This is a genomic window from Rhizobium sp. CRRU65 (genome assembly GCF_048551595.1).
In the GTDB taxonomy this organism is placed as follows: domain Bacteria; phylum Pseudomonadota; class Alphaproteobacteria; order Rhizobiales; family Rhizobiaceae; genus Rhizobium; species Rhizobium leguminosarum_J.
The window spans coordinates 39,846-55,396 of sequence record NZ_JBLYZH010000005.1; the positions used below are offsets into that span (position 1 = coordinate 39,846).

Genomic DNA, 15,551 nt, shown 5'->3' on the forward strand with positions numbered 1-15,551 from the left:
GATTGCCTGGCAAAGCGCACGGCGGAAAATACTCTCTTCCGCCGCGGCGCAGACGATTGCTCGTCGTCCCCCACGGACGTCCAGCAGTTACATGACCGTCACGTAGATCTTACGGACGGTTTCCACGGTACGCCATGTGCCGACGAAACCGGGCTTCATCACGAAACTGTCACCCGCTTTGTAGGTAACCGGTTCTCCGCCAACCGGCGTGATTTCCACGACCCCCTGAAGGATGTGGCAGAACTCGAAAGTCTCGCCCTTGACGGAATGCGTCAGTCCCGGAGTTGCCTCCCAGACGCCGGTGTGGATCATTTCGCCTCTCGCTACGTCCTGGGCCCAGGACTTGAACGACGGATCACCGGAAATAAGACGCTCCGGCCCGGGCTTGGATTCACGCGGAGCTTCTGTGCTGTTCGGTACGATGGTCTTGAGGAGGGACATGTTTTCTCCTTGCTCTCCTGGTTGCAGCTCAATAACCGCGGTCGCGATCGACGAGCCCGATCAGCTCGAGGCCGTCGCGATGGCGCTTGATGTTGTCGATGACGGCGCGGGCCGCCGTTTCTGGTTGCGTAACGCTTGCGATGTGGGGCGTCAGAATAATCTTTGGATGTCGCCAGAAACCGTGTTCGGGAGGCAAGGGCTCAGGTTCGGTGACGTCGATGACCGCGCCCGACAGATGCCCCGCGTCGAGAGCCGCAATGAGCGCGTCGTGATCGAGTTGGGCGCCGCGCCCCACGTGGATGAGCGCCGCGCCGGCTGGAAGCGTCTTCAAGAGCGCGGCGTCGAGCAGTCCTTGCGTCTCTTGCGTCAGCGGCAGGAGACAGATCAGGATGTCGGTACGCGCCAGAAACGGGGTGAGACCGTCCGGACCGTGATAGCAGTCAACATCCTCCACCTGTCGCTCCGAGCGGCTCCAGGCGGCAAGCGGAAAGCCGAAGGGTTTCAGTCGCTCGACGACGGCCCCTGCGAGCAGGCCGAGGCCAAGGATACCGATCCGCTGCTGGGCAGCCTGGCGCACAGGCAGGGGGCGCCAGGTGGCGTCAGACTGCTGGCCGATATACGCCTTCAAATTGCGGTGCAGGGCGAGTACCGCAAGCGTCACATATTCTTGCATCATCCGGACGATGCCGTCCTCGACCATGCGGACGAGCATGACGTTCGGGGGGAGCGTGTGCGGCTTGAATTGGTCAACGCCGGCGCCGATCGAGAAGACCACCTCCAGGTTCTTGAAGCGATGAAGATCGGGCGGCGCTGTCCAGGTCAGGATGTAGCGGAGGTCGTCTGGATTGCGTTCCGAGATATCCATGACGAAAGGCAGATCGGGCAGATCGCGCGCAAAAGCATCCGCGAAGACGCGACCTCTTTCTCGATCAGAATTGAACCAGCAAACCATAATTCCCTCTCAGTCTCGCAGGGTTTCGGCAAGCCGCAAGATCATTTCCTCGCAGGCAATAAGTTCGTCGAGGCGGATGAATTCGTCGGCGCGATGGGCGCGGGCGATGTCCCCCGGCCCGCAGATGATCGCGTCGATGCCAGCGGCCTGATAGAGCCCGGCTTCCGTGCCGTAGCTGACGGCGGCCAAGGCCGGCGTGCGGGTCACTCCCTCGACCAGCCGGGCGAGCGGCGCGTCGGCATCAAGCGAGAGTGCGGGGTAGGTGCTGCTGGTCTCCCACGTTGTGCGGAAGCCGTCTTTCTCCAACGCCTCGGCAACTGCCTTGATAGGTTCCAGCAGAACCGTTGGCGACACGCCGGGCACGGCGCGGGCTTCCAATTCCAGAGCGCAGAGATCAGGGATGATGTTGACGCTGCGGCCGCCCACGATCGTGCCGATTTGCAGGCTGGAATACGGGGGTTCGAAGGTCTGGTCGTAGGGACCGTTCCGCAGAGTCTCGATGGTCTTCATAGCTGCGGTCATCACCGCAGTCATAGCATGAATGGCGTTGAGGCCCCTGTCGGGACGCGACGAATGGCCGGTCGTGCCATGGATCTCGACGCGGGCGGCCGCCTTTCCCTTGTGACCTCGGATCGCCACCATGCTGCTCGGCTCGCCGATAATTGCGCCCAAGGGCGGGGCGCACAGGCTCCCGATCTGCCGTAGCATGTGCGGCACGCCGCGGCATCCGGCTTCCTCATCATAGGAAAAGGCGAAGTGGATCGGACGGCTTAATGGCATCCTCGTCATTGCCGGAAGTCCTGCAAGGGCGGCGGCAAGAAAGCCCTTCATGTCGCACGCCCCCCTGCCGAAGAGCCGATCGCCCTCTGCCCGCAGGCGGAAGGGATCCGACGTCCAGGTGGGTTCGGACGCAGAAACCACATCCATATGCCCGGAAAGAATGTAGCCGGGCTTGTCTTTAGGGCCGATGGTGGCAAAAAGATTTGCTCGATCTCCTTCTGGTCCCGGCAAGACAGTCACGGCGGCGCCATGACTTTCGAGGTAGCCCTTGACCCATGTCACGATGTCGCCGTTCGGAGTCCCGACGACGGATGGAAAGCCGACCAGCTGCTCGAGGATATCTTTAGCATTCATCGCAGGCTCTCCACCATGACAACCCCCAGCGTCTGGAAGGGCAGTTTCCTGCTCCCTGAGACTGGTCGCCGCGGCCAAACGGGCGGTCGGAGTCGAAGACACTAAATTCGTGAATCCGATCTCCAATTTCGAAATTGACCTTGTCGCCAAACCCTAAAGATGGCAATTAATGAGCAGTGAAGGTTCCATTAAGGCACGAATTAATGCTTACCTCCGATGATCTCGCCTTCTTCTCGGTCCTTACCGCCTCGAAATCTCTCGCGGAAAGCGCGAGAAAGCTGAACGTAACGCCTCCCGCGGTCACCCAGCGCCTGCGCGCGCTCGAAGAGAAAGCCGGCGTACGGTTGATCGACCGGTCCGGACGCCGGCTGCGCCTCACTGAAGAGGGCTCATTGGTCGCTTCTCACAGCGTTATCGTCAGCGATGCCATAGATTCACTTGCCGAGGCCCTAGCTGATCGTAAGGGTGCGGTTCGCGGACACCTCAGGGTCGCAGCACCACACGGATTTGGAAGGCTCTACGTGGCCCCGGTCGTGGAAGCGTTTGCTCGAGAGCATGGCGGAGCGACGGCTACCCTGCAGCTGTCCGACCATCCCTCGGCTCTAATCGTTGAAAGCTATGAGGTCGTTGTTCACATCGGGGCATCCGCGCATCTAGACCAAATCGTGACAACATTAGCGCCGAACGATCGAATTCTCTGCGCAAGTCCGGAATACCTGGCCACGGCTCCGCCCATTTATGCACCCGCCGATCTTGCTCCACATCGCTGTCTTGCAGTTCGAGAGAACGAGGAAGACGTAACGCTCTGGCGCTTCAAGGGACTGCGGCAGGAAAGTGCGACAGTGCGTATTAATCCGGTCATGTCGAGCAACGATGGTGCAGTCATAAGGGACTGGGCGCTGGCTGGTCAGGGTATCATGATGCGTTCCGAATGGAGCGTTGCAGAAGATCTCGCCGAGGGGCGACTGCGGCAGGTACTTCCCAACTGGAAACTCCCGCCGGCCGATATCGTCGCCATCCTCGGATCGCGGCACGGGCGAAGCGCGCGGACTGACGCTTTCCTAACGATGCTTCGTCAATCGTTGAAGCCACTGCCCTGGCGAGCCGACCGCGCCGCGTCACCTCGTCAATAACCGAGGATGGACTTCGTCTCGAGATATTCTTCGAGGCCGTATACACCGTATTCGCGGCCGTTACCCGAGCGTTTGTACCCTCCGAACGCGGCCGCTCCGTCCCAAGCCGGATAGTTGATATGAACCTGGCCTGCACGAATGCGTGCGGCGATCCGCCGTGCCCGCTCCGGATCCGAAGACTGGACATGGGCGCCGAGCCCATAGACGGTGTCGTTGGCAATCGCAATTGCCTCTTCCTCTTGCCTGTAGGGCATGATCGAAAGCACGGGGCCGAAGATCTCCTCACGAGCTATGCGCATGTCGGACATCACCTCGGAAAAGATCGTCGGCTGTGTGAAGAAGCCGATGTCGAGACCGGCCGGCCTACCCAATCCACCGCACAGGAGCTTGGCGCCGTCATCGATACCGGCCTGGATCATGGTCTGTACCCGCTCGAATTGGGCACGATTGGCAATGGGTCCCATGTTCGTCGCCGGATCAAGCGGAGCGCCGACGCTGATGGCACGCGCGGTGGTGCTTGCAAGTTCCTCCACTTCGGCCAGCCGATGTGCGGGTACCAGCATGCGCGTCGGGGCGCTGCACGACTGGCCGACGTTACGCATGCCGGCGAGGACGCCCTTCGCTACCGCCTCGCTGAAATCGGCATCGTCAAGCAAAATGTTCGGGGACTTGCCGCCGAGTTCTTGGACCACCCGCTTCACCGTCGGTGCGGCCGCCTGCGCTACGAGTACACCCGCGCGGGTCGAACCAGTGATCGAAACCATGTCAACGTCCGGATGGCTGGCGAGCGCTGCGCCAACGCTCTCGCCAGTGCCGTTGACCAGATTGAATACGCCTGGCGGAGTGCCGGCGTCGTGCATCAACTGGGCAAAGAGCAGAGCGCTATAGGGTGAAAGCTCACTGGGCTTGAGGACAATGGTGCAGCCTGCCGCGATTGCGGGGGCGACCTTGGCGGTGATCTGGTAGAGCGGCCAGTTCCATGGTGTGATCAGGGCGCATACCCCGATCGCCTCCTTGGCGGTCGCGGTACGCCCATCAATCGTCACAAACCGGAATTTTTCAAGAGTTTCCATCTGGACGCGGATGTGCTCGGCAGCGAAAGGAACCTGCGAAGCCCTCGCGAAGCTGATCGCCGCCCCCATCTCCATAACGAGGGCTTCCGCGAAGCTCTCAGCTCGTTCCTTCAGGAGCGAATGCATCCTGCCGAGCAGAGCGGACCTTTCGGACACAGGCGATTGAGAGAAGGCGGAGAAGGCTTTGCGCGCCGCTCCAACCGCGATGTCGACGTGATGAGCACCACCCGCAGCAATATGTCCAACCACCCGTTCCGAGGCGGGATCCACGACCGGCAAATGCGTTACGTCCGCAAATTCCCGCCATTCCCCGCCAAGGTAGAATTGGTTTTCTCGTTCGGTCACCATAGTTTCACCTCGCGTCGCGGCCATTCCGAGCTGCCTGAGCAAGATGCCCGCAAAGACCAGAAGATGACAATTCATGTCGTCTGAATGGTTGCTTAAGACGCGTGTTAACGGAAAACGCGTCGTCGGACCTGACGCAGGTGGTATCGGCCTTACCTCGTGTATGTCCGTCCAAAAGCTCCCTCGGCGTCAGCCGACCAAGTGTTGAGTCCTGTCACCAGGAAAGCAACGCCCCTCGCTTGCCGCGCAAGTCGACCGCAACAACTCCGGCGGGGCTTTTCAAGTTGATTGCATTCCGTTCATATAGGTTCGGCAGTTCGTGTGCTTTCGGGAATGGGGAAGACAGACATGATTTCAAAGGGCGCAGAAGATGCATTCTCCCCAACGGTGTCTGCTTCCGCACCACAGGTCTCTCGTCCAGCTGCTTTTGAACAGAAGATGGCAGACTTCAACTCGGAGCTTCACGCTCGCCCGTCGATTTATTTCACCGGTCCGGCGATCGTCGAGCACGTTGCTTTCATGCCGTTGGATGGCGTGATCAAGGAGTTCCACGATAGTCTCGAAGCCGAAGGTGGAATTTCAGTCAGAGTTGAACGGCACACTGAGTTCGTAACGGTCACGCGGGTCCGAAAATTAGACAGCGAGCCCGAGGGTTGGCCGGAAACTGACCTTTGTGAAGGTGATTTTGCTCGGCTGGCAGGGCTGAACTCTCCTCTGCTCGTTTGCCACGTGAGTATCCTCGTCCTCGGAAACCCTCCTGATCAGCTGGGAACGGTTCTAAAGTCGCTCGACTTCGGCGATACCGCCGCGTCATCAATCGGCGGCGGGGCGGCACAGATTTGCTCCGATTTTCGCGTTCGAGAGGACAATTCAAGCAGAATCATCCTGTTCAACAAGGACCTGAATGCACATCGGCTTGGGCGCATGGTACGGCGGATTTTTGAGATCGAAACCTATAGGTCAATGGCGCTGCTCGGATTGCCGGAGGCGCGTCGTCTTGCCCCGCTTCTGGGCGGATATGACGCGGAACTCGTTCGGCTGACCAATCGAAACTTGAGTACGCCTGCACATCAGCACAAGCAATTGCTCGAGGAAATTACTGTTCTCTCGTCGCATATCATTTCAGCCACCGCGGAGACCAGAAACAGGTTTGGCGCAACTGCTGCCTACGCCAAAATCGTTGAAGAGAGGATCGCCCTTTTACGCGAAACCCATGTCCCCGGCTTTCAACGTTTCGGTACCTTCGTGGAGCGCCGGTTCAAGCCTGCGGTGCGTACCTGCGAAGCAACAGCATTGAGGCTTGAGCACCTATCAAGGGCTGCGATGCACCTGCTCGACCTGCTACAAACCCGAATCCAGGTCGAGATTGAGTTCCAGAACTCTACACAGATTCAGGCGATGGCTGATCGGGCCGCGACGCAGGTCAAGATCCAGCGCGCGGTCGAAGGCTTCTCAATGATTGCAATTAGCTACTACTTGCTGAGCTTGCTGAAATTTATATATGAGACAGCAGACCATGCAGGATTCCATTTCGATCCGGTGATCATGCTCGTCGCTGTTCCGGTGGTTGTAGGATCTGTTGTGATCACCATCCTCCGCGTCAAGCATGCCTTAAAGGCAGAGAGCTAGATGTAGCGTAGCCCGACCCGGGGACACTCGATCAATCAACGCAGCTCTTCTGTATCTCCAGCAAGCGCTTCGGCGGGGCGATAGTTTTCCTACCACCTCCGCCGCGTTGTGAAGCGCCAATGTTAACGTCCAAATTCGTCGCCACAGATAAGAAGATCCAGCAGCAGCAATCTCGCACAGATCTTGGCTGAGCTACGGCAGTTCAGTTGAACAGCGCATTGAGAACCTAGGGGCGTAACGTTGGCTCGTTACGCCGTCGGTTGAAAGTATGATGTCTGAATTGCCGCATTGAGCTTCTCCACGAATGCCGCTAACACAAGATCGTGCCACGTGGAGGGAACCTTGAAGCTGCGAGCAGACCAGATCGACCAATTGGCGGTGCGCATCATATGCGCGCTGGCGCTGCTGTTCGTCGGTTTCGCACATCAAGTCCCCGCCTTCGCTAAGGATAGTCTCAGCCCCGCCGCGCTCGCCCAATATGTGCTGCCTGACGGCACACTGCCGACCCTCTGCATCACCGTCGTCGACAACAACGGCAAGGAGCACGGTAAGGTCGGGCATCTCAACCCCTGCGAAGCCTGCCGCATCAGCGCCTCGGTCTTGCTGCCACAGCCTGCCGATGCCACTGGTGTGCGGATGAGCTTTGGTGTGACAATTGATCTGCCGCGTCGCGTGGAGATCCTCCATCGTCAGCTTTATCCACCAAACACTGGCCCACGCGCTCCACCTGCCGATCCGATCCTTGCCTGAACCGCATCGCGGCTGACGCCGTGGTGCATCTTGCATCATGGCCGCGATATCGCCGGTCAAGGATTCGGATATATTATCATGTCTACTATCATTGCCGCTGAACCGGCAGAGAACGCCATCGCCGGCGTATCGCTCTATCGCGCCATCTGGCGCTGGCATTTCTTTGCCGGCCTGCTGGTCATTCCTTTCCTGCTCAACCTCTCCATTACCGGTTCAATCTACCTGTTCAAGGACGAGATCAACAATACGGCCTTCGCCTATCGCTACATCGTCGCGCCGGCGGGTGAGCCGCTTTCGCCGCAGAAGATCGCAGCGATTGCCGAGGATGCCGTTCCGGGATCGGTTGCAACCTCTTATAAGGACCCCGCCGGGCCAGATCGCTCGGCAATTATGACCGTCTCGTCGGATGCCGGCTCAAGCCTGGTCTTTGTCAATCCTTATGACGGCAAGGTGCTCGACACGGTCGAGACGACGCAAGAGTTCAATACGGTCGTCAAGCACATCCACAGCCTCGTCTACTTTGGAGACGCTCCCAACAGGATTATCGAGATTGTGGGCGGCTTTGTCATGGTCCTGGTCGTGACGGGTATTTATCTGTGGTGGCCGCGCCGCCAAACTGGGGGCGTCGTCAGCGTTCGCGGCACACCATCCCGTCGCGTCTTCTGGCGGGACCTCCATGCCGTCACCGGCGCATTTGCGGGCATCCTGATCTTCTTTCTGGCCATCACAGGCATGCCATGGTCCAGTTACTGGGGATCGAACGTTCAATCCTGGCTCGGCAGCCATGGCCTGGGCTACCCAACACAACTCTGGGACGACGTTCCGAAGTCCCAGAAGGTGACAGCGGACATACTGCCAAAGGTCGGCTGGGCAGTCGAAAAGGCGCCAGTGCCGCTCTCCGATATCGCCGCAGCCCAGTCAAAGAAACCGGTGGGATTGGATCGGGCCGTCGCCGTTGCCAAGCAGGCAGGGATGGCACCGGGCTTCGACGTCGCCATTCCATCCGATCCGACAGGCGTTTATTCCGCGGCAATTTATCCCGACGACCTCGCCAAGGAGCGGATGATCCACATCGACCAGTACTCCGGCAAACCGCTGGTGGATATCTCGTATGATCAGTATCCAGTTCTCGGTAAAGCGATCGAATGGGGCATCAATACCCACCAGGGCCAGGAATATGGGCGGGCCAACCAATTCCTGATGCTGGCGACCTGCCTGATGATCATCCTCTCCTGCATCACTGGCGTGATCATGTGGTGGAAACGCCGTCCCGCCGGCCGTCTCGGCGTGCCGCCGATGCCGCCGCAAAGATCGGTTTATCTCGGGCTGTGGATCATTGCCCTGGCATTCGCCATCGCCTTCCCGCTCAGCGGCTTGGCGATCCTCCTAATGGTCGCCTTCGATCAGTTGGTCGTCCGTTTCGTGCCGCCGCTGAAGCGCGCCTTTGCTTGAGGGAAATTGCTATGAAGACATTTGCTATATTTGCCGCGACCTTGCTCGTCACCTCTGCCGCTTTTGCTGAGGATTACAAGGCCGGCGACCTTACCATCAGCCATCCGGCATCCCACGCCATGGTGCCGGGCGCCAAGGTTGGCGATGGGTTCGTAACCATCACCAACAACGGGACGCAGCCTGACAGGTTGATCGCAGCCCGTTCCGCACGCGCCGGTCAGGTTCAACTTCATCAAATGAAAATCGACAATGGCATCATGATCATGGACGAGCTCAAGGGTGGTCTCAGCGTACCCGCCGGGCAGACCATCAAGCTGGCGCCAGACTACCATCTGATGTTCATGAACGTCGAAAACCCATTCAAGCAGGGCGAGAAGATCGATGCAACACTCACCTTCGAGAAGGCCGGCGACGTCCAGGTCACGTTTGCTGTCGGCAAGATTGCCGGCCCGCTCGGTCCCGACGACGAACAGTCGCCAGCTATGGACATGAAGGGAATGGATATGAGTTCGATGCCGGCGGCTGACGATCCCCAGCAGACCATTCCCAAGACCTTGAAAACAATGTTCGAGACAGCCGACAAGCCACTGACCGTCGAACCCATTGTCGTCCAGGGGGATTGGGCGATTGCCGGCTGGCAACAGGCCGGGCGCGGCGGCCGGGCGCTGCTCAAGAACGGTCACCATGGCTGGAACGTGCACTTGTGCAGCGGCGACGGCATCAAAGACGCCGCATCGCTTCAAAAGGTCGGTCTCTCCACGGACGACGCAACAGCGCTTTCTGCAAGGTTGTTGGATGCGGAGGCGAAACTTGACCCGAAAATCGTTGCGCTGTTCGCAAGTTTCGAAGGCACCGTGATGATGGCGGATGAGGAGAGCGCCGCAGCGGCGGGCGGCCACGAAGGGCATTCGAAATGAAACCGAGAACGCTTGCTATCACGGCGCTCTCGGCGAGCGCAGTTTTCGTTGCCAGCCTCATCGCCGTGATGTTCTCCGTCTATCTCGATACACCGAGAGCTTCGCCGTTCAACGAGAGCTTCTCCCTGATCGACGATCAGGGAAAACCGGTCGATCGGTCGATCTTCAAGGGACATCCGTCGCTCGTCTACTTCGGGTACACCCATTGCCCGGAAGCTTGCCCGACCACGCTTTACGAGATCACCGGCTGGTTCGCTGCACTTGGCGAGCAGGGCAGGCCATTGAAAGCATACTTCTTCTCTATCGATCCCGAGCGAGACACGCAGACCGTCATGCACGATTACGTCACCGCATTCGGTGACCGCATTACCGGCGTGACCGGGCGCGTGCAGGAGATGAAGAAGGTCGCGAAAGGCTGGTTCATCCATGCAGAAAAGCAGCCGGCAGATGATGGAAACTATCACATGAGCCACACGGTCGATCTGCTGCTGGTGGGCGCCGATGGGCGCCTGAAGGGGCTGATCCCTTATGGATCGGACCAGGACGCAGCACTTGCCAAGATCCGCAGTCTTCTCCTCAGCCAAGCAAAGGGTGCCTGAAATGAACCGCAGAGAGTTCAACATCGTGCTTGCAGCATCCTCGTTGGCGCTGGCTGCTGGTTCGGCAGGTGCTGCAGATCAACCTGCAAACAAGCTGAAGGTCATCGCGCTCATCTATCCCGGCATGATCCTTCTCGACCTTGCCGGTCCCCTCACCTGCTTCAACATGATGATGGCGGACATTCACCTGGTCTCGAAGACCATGGACCCGGTGAAGACGGACACCGGCGTTACTGTTGCACCGACGACGACGCTGGCAGACTGCCCTGATGAGGCCGACGTCCTGTTCGTGCCGGGCGGGCTTGGTGGAACGACCGCAATGATGGAGGACGCCGAGGTTGTTGGCTTCCTGCGGTCGCGCGGCGCCAAGGCGAAGTTTGTCACGAGCGTCTGCACCGGATCCTTGCTGCTAGGTGCCGCAGGTCTATTGAAGGGCAAGCGCGCTACATCGCACTGGTATACGCGGGACCTGCTGCCGCTCTTTGGGGCAACGCCGGTTGAAGCACGCGTCGTCGAAGACGGCAATGTCATCACCGGTGCTGCCGTGACCGCTGGCATTGACTTCGGCCTGACGCTCGCGGCACGCCTTCGCGGCGAGGATACGGCGAAGTTCATACAGCTGTTGATCGAATACGACCCACACCCGCCTTTCGACGCCGGATCACCTGATAAGGCGGGGCAGACATTGGTGTCTAGCGTCCTTTCCCGGCGCGCCTCGGCGCTCGACGCCGCCAGGGCGGCAGCCGAGCGCGTTTCAAGGCAGCTCTGACGATGGCCGAAACATCATTCAGACAGCGTCATTTCAAATTCTCTTTCACGAGGACATCGACCATGTTGAAACGCGTTTCCCTAGTTATCGCCTTCAGTCTCGCCTGCTTGCTGTGCAACTCAGCTGTGGCTGAAGACTTCACGATCGGCACCCTCAAGATTTCCGAGCCTTATGTCAGAGCCATGGTTCCCGGTGCGCCGGTCGGTGGCGGCTACATGACCATCACCAACACTGGCACTACCGACGACCGACTGGTTACCGCCGGTTCGCCGCGCGCCGGGACAGTGCAGATTCACGAGATGAAGATGGACAACGACGTGATGCTGATGCGGGAGCTTGCGAATGGCCTGACGATACCCGCCGGCAAGACCGTCGAGCTGAAGCCGGGTGGCTACCACGTGATGTTCATGAAGGTTGCTGAGCCCTTCAAGCAAGGCCAGGTGATCAAGTCGACGCTGACATTCGAGAAGGCGGGCGCCGTTGCCATCGACTTTACCGGGGGTCCCGTCGCCGGTGGCACGGGAAGTCACCAGGAGATCGCAAAGTGAGAAACATCGTGAGTGATCCGGAGTTTAAGGCACGGACGCGAGGTACATTCCGATGACGACCAGAAAGAGAATTTTCGCAGGCCTCGCCACGGCATTGCTGCTCGTTTGCGGGAGCGTAGGCTGGGTTGCGTGGCATCGATCCGAACAAGCCAGTGCCGTCGACACCGCTTTTGGTGCACCCTTCAAGCTGACCGATGATCGAGACCAGCCGATTACCGACGTGGCGCTGCAGGGGCATCCGTCTCTCATCTATTTCGGCTATACACACTGCCCGGACGTCTGCCCGACGACGCTCTACGAGATGGCTGGCTGGTTCAAGACGCTCGGTCCAAACGCTGGCGGGTTGAAGGCGTATTTCTTCTCGGTCGATCCCGAGCGGGATACCGCCGAGATCATGCACAGCTATACCTCGAACTTCACCGACCGGATTACCGGGATCACCGGCGACCCGGTTGAGATGCAGAAGGCGATCAAGGGCTGGCGCATCTACGTCAAGAAGGTCCCGACGCCGGATGGCGATTACACGATGGACCATACGGCGTCGGTTCTGCTCGTCGATGCAAAGGGGAATTTTAAAGGCACGATTTCCTACGGCGAGGACACTGAGGTGGCGCTGAAGAAAATCCGTAACCTCATCCAATAGATGAACGGACGCGCGAAACGAGATTTTGTCCGACCGCCCTACGTTCAGGAATTACCACCGATCAACCACAAGGAAGAGCGACATGCCCCAGATCAAGAAACTTACTTTCCTCGCAGTTGCCGCCACCATCGCCTTCGCCGGCCAGGCTCTGGCCCATGCTCATTTGAAGGCGGCTGCGCCAGCGAGCGACACCACGGTGAAGCAGGCGCCTTCGGAACTCGACCTCACCTTCACCGAAGGGCTGAACCTGAAGTTCAGCGGTGCGAAACTGACCGGCCCTGCCAAGGCAGCCGTGAAGACCGGAGAGGGCTCTCTGATGGACGGCGACATGACATTAATGGTGCCGGTTTCTCAAAAGCTTACCCCCGGAAAATACACGGTCGAATGGCATGTGCTGTCGACGGATGGGCATAAAACCAACGGCACCTATAGTTTCACCGTCGCGCCATGATCACGCCGGAGGCCGCTGTCGTCCTTTGCCGCTACCTGCTTTTCGGCGTAGCAATGCTGCTCTGGGGTACGTTCGCCTATCTCAGCGCCCTCGTGCCAGCCGATCTCTCTGAGCGGATAGGCGGGCGGCTCCGGATCTACGCTTCCTTCGGGATCGCAGTTATCGTCGCGACGACAGCTGTTCTTCTGCCGCTGAGAGCCGCAACGATTGGGGAAGGATGGAGTGATGCCATTGATCCATCAACGGTCGTTGCGGTGCTTTTCGATACCAATGTCGGACGGGCATGGCAGGCGCAGGCGGTCGCGGCGGCCCTGCTGGGGCTTTCCGTTTTTTCGTCCGCTCACCGGCGTCAGACGGCAGTCGCAATCTCCTCGGGATTACTGCTCGCATCACAGGTCTTCACTGGGCACGCGGCAACGAGCCAGGGCGGGATCGGATTTGCGCATCGGCTGAATGATATCGCACACCTGCTGTCCGGCGGCGCGTGGATTGGCGCCCTCTTGCCGGTACTATTGCTTATGCCTCTTTTGTCGGACCCCGAGTTCGCATCAGAGGCACGTCTCGCGTTGATACGGTTCTCGAACGCCGGACACGTCGCCGTGGCGATTGTACTCCTGACCGGGATCGCAAACATGATTCTGATCCTTGGCGGTTTGCCGCTCGAATGGTCTTTCCCCTATCAGGTGATGCTGTCGATCAAGATCGTCCTGGTCATCATCATGGTGACCTTGGCGATCGCCAATCGTTACCTGTTCGTGCCCCGGCTGTCGCACAGTATGACACAGGCTCAAACAGCGATCATCCAGGCGACACTTGCCGAGATCGTCCTCGCGGTCGCAGTCGTTGGCCTGGTGGCCTGGTTCGGCACCATCGATCCGAACTAATCGAGTGGCGAGCAGAACTAAGGTCGGCATACCGCACGACCAAACAGTCGCATCACCCATGCCTGCGCCAATTAAACCGAAAGGAATATATATTGAAACGACAATACGTCTTCGTAGGGCTGGTACTTGTGCTGGTCGCGGTTGCCGGAATGCCTTATCTCGCCGGAAAAGGCACCTGGGTTGCGCCGGAGAGTGCGTCCTCGCAAAAGCTAGTCCTCCCTCCACCAACGGAAACATTTTCGCCGATTTTCCAGCCTTGTGCGCACTGCCATCAGATTGGACCCGGCGCTCGAAACTCCACCGGCCCTGTGCTCACCGGTGTTCTCAACCGTGCCGCCGCCTCCACCGCCTATCCATATTCATCAGCCATGCGCGAAAGTGGATTGATATGGGATGAAACGACGCTCCGCGCCTTTCTTGAAAATCCCCACAAACTTGTCCCCGACACCAGGATGGCGTTTGCGGGTTTGGGTGATGCGCAAATTTCGGGGCTGATCGAGTTCCTTCGTACGAATAAATAGAGGTATCAAGACATGACCTGAAGTTATGATCGGTCGGAAGTTGCTTCCGGTAGTATGGCTCGGAGCAGATTCGCTCATGTTGCCCGGAGGCAGCAAAGTCCATGCAGGAAACAGAGCGAGGATACGCAAGCCGCGGCTATCGAATGATTTGCGCCGAGATACGCAATCAGATCGAAAGCGGTCTTTTGGTCCCCGGCGATAGGATCCCGTCCGAAACTGAGATGATGTTGCAGTTCGGAGTGAGCAAGATGACCGCCGCTCGGGCGAGGCAGGAGCTGTCCATGCTCCGAATGATTTATGCCGTCCCCGGCATTGGATCTTTTGTCGCGGGGAAGGCTAAGCCCCTGTCTCGACTCCTTGGCGCGAAGGCCAAAACGAATTAGCGGTGGGCGCTCATTTCAGTCCGAAACGTGACTTTTAGTGCGCGAATCTGCGGGATTGAAGGCCGGCGCCGATTTCATCTACTGCAGGATCTGGCTAAGGAACAGTTTGGTGCGCTCATGCTGCGGATTGTCGAAGAATTGGGCAGGCGAATTCTGCTCGACGATCCGGCCCTGGTCCATGAAGATCACGCGGTTGGCGACCTGGCGGGCAAAGCCCATTTCATGGGTCACACAGATCATCGTCATTCGTTCTTCGGCAAGGCCGACCATCGTGTCGAGAACTTCCTTGATCATTTCAGGATCGAGCGCCGAAGTCGGCTCGTCGAACAGCATGATCTTCGGGTTCATGCAGAGCGACCGGGCGATCGCCACGCGCTGCTGCTGGCCGCCGGAAAGCTGGCCCGGATACTTGTTTGCCTGCTCGGGGATCTTGACGCGCTTGAGGAAGTGCATGGCGATCTCTTCCGCCTGCTTCTTCGGCAGCTTGCGCACCCAGATCGGCGCCAGCGTACAGTTCTCGAGGATCGTCAGGTGCGGGAACAGGTTGAAGTGCTGGAACACCATGCCGACTTCGCGCCTGATTTCGTCGATCTTCTTGAGGTCGTTGGTGAGCGCGGTGCCATCGACCATGATGTGGCCCTTCTGGTGTTCTTCCAGCCGGTTGATGCAGCGGATCATCGTCGACTTGCCGGAGCCGGACGGACCGGCGACGACGATGCGCTCACCCTTCAGCACCCTAAGATTGATATCGCGCAACGCATGAAAGTCGCCGTACCACTTGTTCATATCGACAAGGTCGACAGCCACTTGGGTGTCGAACAGGTCCACCTTCTTCTTTTGAGCTTCCGCCATGATCGGTTTCCTTTCGACGAAAGGCGGAGCTGAGCACGCCCACTCCGCCTTGATTGGTTCTTTGACTGATGGTGA

General features: G+C 59.0%; 18 protein-coding genes. 13 read left to right on the plus strand and 5 right to left on the minus strand.

Going from position 1 to position 15,551, the window contains the following annotated elements; genetic code table 11:
* Positions 1 to 87: 87 nt before the first annotated feature.
* From ACM5SV_RS11715 to argE, 3 genes are read right to left on the minus strand one after another with little or no spacing between them, the layout of a single operon-like run.
* Positions 88 to 441: a cupin domain-containing protein gene (locus ACM5SV_RS11715; RefSeq protein WP_018068409.1), complete on the minus strand. Its 354-nt coding sequence runs from the start codon at positions 439 to 441 to the stop codon at positions 88 to 90.
* A 28-nt stretch (positions 442 to 469) separates the two neighbouring features.
* On the minus strand, positions 470 to 1,393 hold the full coding sequence (locus ACM5SV_RS11720; RefSeq protein ID WP_419425206.1) for a 2-hydroxyacid dehydrogenase: 924 nt from the start codon (positions 1,391 to 1,393) through the stop codon (positions 470 to 472).
* A gap of 9 nt (positions 1,394 to 1,402) precedes the next feature.
* Entirely contained in the window at positions 1,403 to 2,527 is a 1,125-nt protein-coding gene (gene argE / locus ACM5SV_RS11725) for an acetylornithine deacetylase (RefSeq protein WP_419425207.1), read from the minus strand.
* Between the two features lie 203 nt (positions 2,528 to 2,730).
* On the opposite strand from argE, the gene ACM5SV_RS11730 reads away from it, so the two are divergent.
* A complete protein-coding gene (locus ACM5SV_RS11730; protein ID WP_222335484.1) occupies positions 2,731 to 3,660 on the plus strand; it encodes a LysR family transcriptional regulator in 930 nt (309 codons plus the stop codon).
* Here the strand turns inward: ACM5SV_RS11730 and ACM5SV_RS11735 are convergent.
* Positions 3,654 to 5,081 (minus strand): aldehyde dehydrogenase family protein, encoded by a 1,428-nt coding sequence (locus ACM5SV_RS11735; protein ID WP_222335486.1) that lies wholly within the window; start codon positions 5,079 to 5,081, stop codon positions 3,654 to 3,656. The genes ACM5SV_RS11730 and ACM5SV_RS11735 overlap by 7 nt on opposite strands.
* 345 nt (positions 5,082 to 5,426) lie before the next feature.
* Here ACM5SV_RS11735 and ACM5SV_RS11740 point away from each other — a divergent pair, with 345 nt between their 5' ends.
* From ACM5SV_RS11740 to ACM5SV_RS11795, 12 genes are all read left to right on the plus strand, one after another.
* Positions 5,427 to 6,707: a DUF3422 domain-containing protein gene (locus ACM5SV_RS11740; RefSeq protein ID WP_419425208.1), complete on the plus strand. Its 1,281-nt coding sequence runs from the start codon at positions 5,427 to 5,429 to the stop codon at positions 6,705 to 6,707.
* A gap of 342 nt (positions 6,708 to 7,049) precedes the next feature.
* Positions 7,050 to 7,457, plus strand: a complete 408-nt coding sequence (locus ACM5SV_RS11745) for a hypothetical protein (protein WP_164048729.1) — start codon at positions 7,050 to 7,052, stop codon at positions 7,455 to 7,457.
* A 78-nt stretch (positions 7,458 to 7,535) separates the two neighbouring features.
* A complete protein-coding gene (locus ACM5SV_RS11750; RefSeq protein ID WP_222335490.1) occupies positions 7,536 to 8,909 on the plus strand; it encodes a PepSY-associated TM helix domain-containing protein in 1,374 nt (457 codons plus the stop codon).
* An 11-nt stretch (positions 8,910 to 8,920) separates the two neighbouring features.
* Entirely contained in the window at positions 8,921 to 9,826 is a 906-nt protein-coding gene (locus ACM5SV_RS11755) for a copper uptake system-associated protein (protein WP_419425209.1), read from the plus strand.
* Positions 9,823 to 10,425 carry an SCO family protein gene (locus ACM5SV_RS11760; RefSeq protein ID WP_419425210.1) on the plus strand — a complete coding sequence of 201 codons (603 nt, stop codon included), beginning with the start codon at positions 9,823 to 9,825 and terminating at the stop codon, positions 10,423 to 10,425. Before ACM5SV_RS11755 ends, ACM5SV_RS11760 begins: the two co-directional genes overlap by 4 nt.
* A gap of 1 nt (position 10,426) precedes the next feature.
* Complete coding sequence (locus ACM5SV_RS11765) at positions 10,427 to 11,194, plus strand: DJ-1/PfpI family protein (protein WP_419425211.1); 768 nt, start codon at positions 10,427 to 10,429, stop codon at positions 11,192 to 11,194.
* A gap of 62 nt (positions 11,195 to 11,256) precedes the next feature.
* Positions 11,257 to 11,742, plus strand: coding sequence for a copper chaperone PCu(A)C (locus ACM5SV_RS11770; protein ID WP_419425212.1), 486 nt, complete (start codon positions 11,257 to 11,259; stop codon positions 11,740 to 11,742).
* A 52-nt stretch (positions 11,743 to 11,794) separates the two neighbouring features.
* Positions 11,795 to 12,385, plus strand: a complete 591-nt coding sequence (locus ACM5SV_RS11775) for an SCO family protein (RefSeq protein WP_419425213.1) — start codon at positions 11,795 to 11,797, stop codon at positions 12,383 to 12,385.
* Between the two features lie 82 nt (positions 12,386 to 12,467).
* Positions 12,468 to 12,836, plus strand: a complete 369-nt coding sequence (gene copC / locus ACM5SV_RS11780) for a copper homeostasis periplasmic binding protein CopC (protein WP_419425214.1) — start codon at positions 12,468 to 12,470, stop codon at positions 12,834 to 12,836.
* Positions 12,833 to 13,720: a copper homeostasis membrane protein CopD gene (copD, locus tag ACM5SV_RS11785; protein ID WP_419425215.1), complete on the plus strand. Its 888-nt coding sequence runs from the start codon at positions 12,833 to 12,835 to the stop codon at positions 13,718 to 13,720. Before copC ends, copD begins: the two co-directional genes overlap by 4 nt.
* A gap of 92 nt (positions 13,721 to 13,812) precedes the next feature.
* Complete coding sequence (locus ACM5SV_RS11790; RefSeq protein WP_419425216.1) at positions 13,813 to 14,241, plus strand: c-type cytochrome; 429 nt, start codon at positions 13,813 to 13,815, stop codon at positions 14,239 to 14,241.
* 143 nt (positions 14,242 to 14,384) lie between these two features.
* The gene (locus tag ACM5SV_RS11795) at positions 14,385 to 14,624 is read left to right on the plus strand and encodes a GntR family transcriptional regulator (RefSeq protein WP_419425318.1); all 240 of its coding nucleotides are present in this window, start codon (positions 14,385 to 14,387) and stop codon (positions 14,622 to 14,624) included.
* A gap of 78 nt (positions 14,625 to 14,702) precedes the next feature.
* Here ACM5SV_RS11795 and ACM5SV_RS11800 read toward each other — a convergent pair whose 3' ends face one another.
* Positions 14,703 to 15,476, minus strand: coding sequence for an amino acid ABC transporter ATP-binding protein (locus ACM5SV_RS11800; protein WP_419425217.1), 774 nt, complete (start codon positions 15,474 to 15,476; stop codon positions 14,703 to 14,705).
* Between the last annotated feature and the right edge of the window lie 75 nt (positions 15,477 to 15,551).

Excerpts from the sequence above, each read along its gene's own strand:
- ACM5SV_RS11715 (WP_018068409.1), bottom strand. The coding sequence starts at position 441 with ATGTCCCTCCTCAAGACCATCGTACCGAACAGCACAGAAGCTCCGCGT.
- ACM5SV_RS11720 (WP_419425206.1), bottom strand. The coding sequence starts at position 1,393 with ATGGTTTGCTGGTTCAATTCTGATCGAGAAAGAGGTCGCGTCTTCGCG.
- argE (WP_419425207.1), bottom strand. The coding sequence starts at position 2,527 with ATGAATGCTAAAGATATCCTCGAGCAGCTGGTCGGCTTTCCATCCGTC.
- ACM5SV_RS11730 (WP_222335484.1), top strand. The coding sequence starts at position 2,731 with ATGCTTACCTCCGATGATCTCGCCTTCTTCTCGGTCCTTACCGCCTCG.
- ACM5SV_RS11735 (WP_222335486.1), bottom strand. The coding sequence starts at position 5,081 with ATGGTGACCGAACGAGAAAACCAATTCTACCTTGGCGGGGAATGGCGG.
- ACM5SV_RS11740 (WP_419425208.1), top strand. The coding sequence starts at position 5,427 with ATGATTTCAAAGGGCGCAGAAGATGCATTCTCCCCAACGGTGTCTGCT.
- ACM5SV_RS11750 (WP_222335490.1), top strand. The coding sequence starts at position 7,536 with ATGTCTACTATCATTGCCGCTGAACCGGCAGAGAACGCCATCGCCGGC.
- ACM5SV_RS11755 (WP_419425209.1), top strand. The coding sequence starts at position 8,921 with ATGAAGACATTTGCTATATTTGCCGCGACCTTGCTCGTCACCTCTGCC.
- ACM5SV_RS11760 (WP_419425210.1), top strand. The coding sequence starts at position 9,823 with ATGAAACCGAGAACGCTTGCTATCACGGCGCTCTCGGCGAGCGCAGTT.
- ACM5SV_RS11765 (WP_419425211.1), top strand. The coding sequence starts at position 10,427 with ATGAACCGCAGAGAGTTCAACATCGTGCTTGCAGCATCCTCGTTGGCG.
- ACM5SV_RS11770 (WP_419425212.1), top strand. The coding sequence starts at position 11,257 with ATGTTGAAACGCGTTTCCCTAGTTATCGCCTTCAGTCTCGCCTGCTTG.
- ACM5SV_RS11775 (WP_419425213.1), top strand. The coding sequence starts at position 11,795 with ATGACGACCAGAAAGAGAATTTTCGCAGGCCTCGCCACGGCATTGCTG.
- copC (WP_419425214.1), top strand. The coding sequence starts at position 12,468 with ATGCCCCAGATCAAGAAACTTACTTTCCTCGCAGTTGCCGCCACCATC.
- copD (WP_419425215.1), top strand. The coding sequence starts at position 12,833 with ATGATCACGCCGGAGGCCGCTGTCGTCCTTTGCCGCTACCTGCTTTTC.
- ACM5SV_RS11795 (WP_419425318.1), top strand. The coding sequence starts at position 14,385 with ATGATTTGCGCCGAGATACGCAATCAGATCGAAAGCGGTCTTTTGGTC.
- ACM5SV_RS11800 (WP_419425217.1), bottom strand. The coding sequence starts at position 15,476 with ATGGCGGAAGCTCAAAAGAAGAAGGTGGACCTGTTCGACACCCAAGTG.